The sequence below is a fragment of the Cytophaga sp. genome (assembly GCF_051961495.1).
In the GTDB taxonomy this organism is placed as follows: Bacteria; Bacteroidota; Bacteroidia; order Cytophagales; family Cytophagaceae; genus Cytophaga.
This window is the reverse complement of the sequence record NZ_JBQCDF010000026.1, coordinates 1-4,385: the sequence shown is the minus strand read 5'-3', so window position 1 is coordinate 4,385 and position 4,385 is coordinate 1. Positions and strand designations below refer to the sequence as shown.

Genomic DNA, 4,385 nt, shown 5'->3' with positions numbered 1-4,385 from the left:
CCATTAGAGCTGATTATAAAAATTATAAAAGATAAAACATATTTTTTTATCTTTTCAACTACTGGAGGAAGAGCCCCTGAAGGTATATATATATATGGTTTGTACGAAGTTGTCGCTGACGAATATTTTTTTAATAAATATTTGCAATATGGTAGATGAAAATGAAGTAGGTATTTTAAAAGGTAGCGTTATAATTATTCCGCAACAGCTAATTGAATTAAAGAGAAAAGATTAAAAACGAAACAACATAAACCAGGATCCTATGAAGAAAATTATTTTTACATTTATTATTATAACCTTTTTTAGTTGCGAAGTTCAGTACAATGAGATCCCGGCTGATTGGGTAACATTTGAAAGAAAGAACATTTCGGGCATAGGTGCGGCTAAGATTAAATTCAAGCATCCTGCTTACTGGATTCAGAATGATCAGGCACAAACAGAAATTGTAACGGGTCATTTGCTTACCTTTTCTAAAAACGATTCCTCGAATTCAAAAATTATTATCAATGCGGCATTTAACGTAAATACGGATAAGACGTTTGATGCATTCGTAGACAATCAGGTTATTCCTGCCATTCATGGACAAAATAAACAAAGTGTCAAAGTAAATAACTACAATGCTTACGCGCTTGACATGCCTTCACAAAATGGTGTGATATCGAAAGCCTATATATTGGATAATGGTGAAAACCCTATTGCCATTTTTATAATTGCAAGTGATAAAGAAATTTTTGATGAAAAAAAACCGAGGCTGAAAGCATTATAAATACAATAGTTATTAGCAAGTAGATGTGTCCTTGCTGTCGGCAATCGCGCTCTGGCACCGCCAAAGACTGGCGTCAGAGCGTAACAGTCCACTTCTGTATAAACTATTCTGAAAAAAAAAGCCTTTCATACTAAGTACGAAAGGCAAGTTGGATCAATAGTTCTTACGTCGGTATGGTCCGCATCAAGTTCAAGGGTTTGGTGTTCTCAGGCTTTAGTTTTTCAAAAGCCTCCCCTTATTGATCTAACTGATGTAAAGATCGTACATGCCAGCGGGGTTTGTATTACATCTTTTCAGCATAAACTTGTGGGTTTCCCATCATAGTAAACACATGTTGCGGTTATACATGCAGGAGAGAATAAGTTGGCGCAGTCAGAGATTGCAATAGATGCAAGGCACCAGTCAAAGACTGGCGCCAGATGTGGCCAGATGTGGCGGTCTGTCCGCCGCCGCGGAGCCACAGGCCATGGTGATAGATGCCAGGCACCAGTCGAAACTTTCCCCTTTCAAAATTACTTTGTGACATACGCGGCCAGTTTCTCCAGCGAAGATGCTGTGCCGTCTTCGTTGTCTTTTAATGAAATTCCGGCAGGAATATTTTCAAACGCTATTGTCACTTCGGTATCGTTGTCAACCGTTGCAAGATCTATAATCATGGTCATTTCCCCGCTGAAGTCCGGATCAGGTGAATGGAAAATGCATGTCTGCACAATTCTGTCAAACGGTTTCAGTTCAACAAATTTTGCCGTATACCGGTCTTCATGCGGGCCTGTCTTGCCTTGCGGTTTTTCAGCAGCATCCGGATAGAATAACGACATCTCATAGCCGCCGCCAACCCGTAAATCAAAGTGATGTACCTTGCCGGTCATTTCGCTGGGTACCATCCAGGTCTCAATCGCTTTGGGATCGGTGAGGGCCCGGTAAATTTCCTGTTTGGTGGCGGGTATGCGTTTTACATTTTTTGTTTTACGTTCCATAGCTGATTTTCTATTTAAGATAACGAATTTTTTGCCTGTTCCCCATGGCACCGGTTGAGCCACTCCGGATGGTTGGCCCCGCTGGCGCAAGCATTTGCTTGTGCCGTCCCGCCTTACTGGCGCCAGTCTTAGCGAAGCGGTCCACCGCGGCGGATTGACTGGTTTGAAAGCGTATTCGCCGCGGCGAAAAAGACTACGGAATGATACATATCTTCACTTCCGCGAACTGAAGACCAGGGGAGTGAAATGTTAACGGGCACCAGTCAAAGACTGGCGCCAGGGTGGGCCAGGGTGGCTGCTGACCACTGACTACTGTCCATTGTCTACTGACCACTATCTTTTTTGCAATCCCGTTGCTATTTTATATCTTGAATCATATTTCTGCTCTTATCCCTCAATGGCAACAAGGTTTAACTTTTCCATATAATTTTGTCTGAAATAAAGATTATGAGTTTTACCGATCCTGCACGCATTACCGCTCAGCTTAACCTGTCCAACATGCTTTCACAAATGCCTATAGGCATGGCTATTTACCGCGGGCGGGATTACATCATTGAACTGGCGAATGAAGCCATGCTCCGGTATTGGAACCTGACTGCGGCAGATGTGATTGAAAAGCCTGCCCTGACTGTTTTTAAGGAAGAGGACCGGCAGTCGCTGAAAGCAATACTGGACGGTGTTTACACCCACGGCAATCGTGCTGCCATCAGCGAGGTAGCCGCGGAGCTGACAGATGCCGGCAAGCCGGATACCTTTTACTTCAGCCTTACCTTTGAGCCCCTGCGCAATGAGCAGGGCGATATCAACGGTATCATGTGCCTGGCAAATGATATCACGCAGTCTGTACAGACACGTAAGAAACTGGAAGAGGCCGAGAAGCAGAAAAGTCTTGCCCTCGATGCCGGGTGCTTTGGTACCTGGGACTTCAACCTGCTGGATGATACCGTTGAGCTGGATGCCCGCTGCCGCGAGCTGTTCGGCATGCCGCCGCATGAACACATAGCCCCGCTTGATTTCTGGAAGTATGTAAATGAAAAGGATCACCCCAAGGTGACAGCCGCTGTAAGCGCTGCTCTGGATCCGCTGCAGCGCGCAGATTATACGCTCGAATACAGGGTTGGCAGCGCAGATGGCAAGGTGCGCTGGATCAGGAACAAAGGCAAAGGATATTTTAACGGGGATGTTGCTTATCGTTTTGTAGGCACCGCGCAGGATGTTACAGAAGAACACCGGCTCAGGGATGAACAGCAGAAATTGCTGCGCCTGGTAGACAACAGCATTGAGCTGATGTCGCTGCTGGGAACAAACAACATCAACTCCTACATCAACAAAGCGGGCATGGAGCTGCTGGGCTTTGATACCATGGAACAGGTGCTCACCACGCCTATATCGGAGCTGCACTTAAAAGAAGATTATGAAAAAGTAAGCGCGCACGTGATCACTTCGCTGCAAAGCAAGGGCAGATGGTCGGGGCAAATGAATGTGCGGAATTTAAAGACGGGAGAAATCATTCCCGTGTACAACAACACGGTGCGCATTGATGATCCGGTAACCGGGGAAGTACTGGCCTTTGGCGCGGTGATGCGGGATATGCGGCAGGAACTTGCGGCCCAGAAATCCCTGCAGGAATCAGAAAAAAAATACCGGCAGCTAAGCAATGAGCTGGAAGAGCGGGTAGACCAGCGTACGGTTGACCTTCGCAATGCGAACTACAACCTGAGCCGCTCCAACCACGACCTCGAGCAGTTTGCCTATATTGCCAGCCATGATTTGCAGGAGCCTTTGCGGAAGATCCGGATCTTCAGCGACCTCATTCTGGAAAACATTCACGATGTGGAGTTCCTTAAAAAATATCTTTCCAGGATCAATGCCGCTTCAGAACGCATGTCTGCCCTGGTAAAAGAACTGCTCAATTATTCACGCCTCTCCGCGCCGGAGCTTTCTTTTGAAACGGTTGACCTCTCTGCCATATTCGCGAATGTCATTACCGACTGCGAACTGATAATCAAAGAAAAAGATGCCGTCATCCATCTGCCTGCCTTGCCTGTTATATACGGGGTTCCTTCGCAGCTCTATCAGTTGTTTTTAAATCTGCTGAGCAACGCGTTAAAGTTCAATGAAGCCACACCTGTTGTTTCGGTTGAATGTGCTGAAATACCTGGCAGCGCTATCAGCGGCGGGGAACTGATTGATCCGTCCATGCAATACATACATCTTATTTTTAAAGACAACGGCATAGGATTTTCAACACATTTGTTTGAAAAAGTTTTTACAATTTTTACGCGGGGGAATGCCAATCCTAAGTTCACGGGTACCGGTATCGGCCTTGCCGTATGTAAGAAAGTTGTAGAAAACCACCGCGGACACATTGATGTGGAAAGCGAAGTTGGAAAAGGCACAAGCTTCCATATATACCTTCCGTTATAAATCTTACGCGCTCCGCCGGAGCTCGCGCAAGCATTCGCTTGTGCCCTATCGATCTCTCGCTGGCGCAAGCATTTGCTTGTGCCTTCCGTATTTCCCCACTTACTGGCGCCAGTGGCCCCGCTGGCGCAAGCATTTGCTTGTGCCCCTCGCTTACTGGCGCCAGTCTTAGCGAAGCGGTCCGCCGCGGCGGATGGTGACATTAATTTTGTAGTCTT

The 4,385-nt window shown here is 46.3% G+C and carries 3 protein-coding genes; 2 read left to right on the top strand and 1 reads right to left on the bottom strand.

Annotated features, from left to right (window positions below):
* Positions 1-262 precede the first annotated feature (262 nt).
* Entirely contained in the window at positions 263-766 is a 504-nt protein-coding gene (locus ACTHJT_RS01485) for a hypothetical protein (protein WP_440235858.1), read from the top strand.
* Positions 767-1,278: 512 nt separating this feature from the next.
* On the opposite strand, the gene ACTHJT_RS01480 is transcribed toward ACTHJT_RS01485, so the two are convergent.
* Positions 1,279-1,743: an SRPBCC domain-containing protein gene (locus tag ACTHJT_RS01480; protein ID WP_440235857.1), complete on the bottom strand. Its 465-nt coding sequence runs from the start codon at positions 1,741-1,743 to the stop codon at positions 1,279-1,281.
* Between the two features lie 447 nt (positions 1,744-2,190).
* Here ACTHJT_RS01480 and ACTHJT_RS01475 point away from each other — a divergent pair, with 447 nt between their 5' ends.
* Positions 2,191-4,170, top strand: coding sequence for a PAS domain-containing sensor histidine kinase (locus ACTHJT_RS01475; protein WP_440235856.1), 1,980 nt, complete (start codon positions 2,191-2,193; stop codon positions 4,168-4,170).
* The last annotated feature ends 215 nt before the right edge of the window (positions 4,171-4,385 follow it).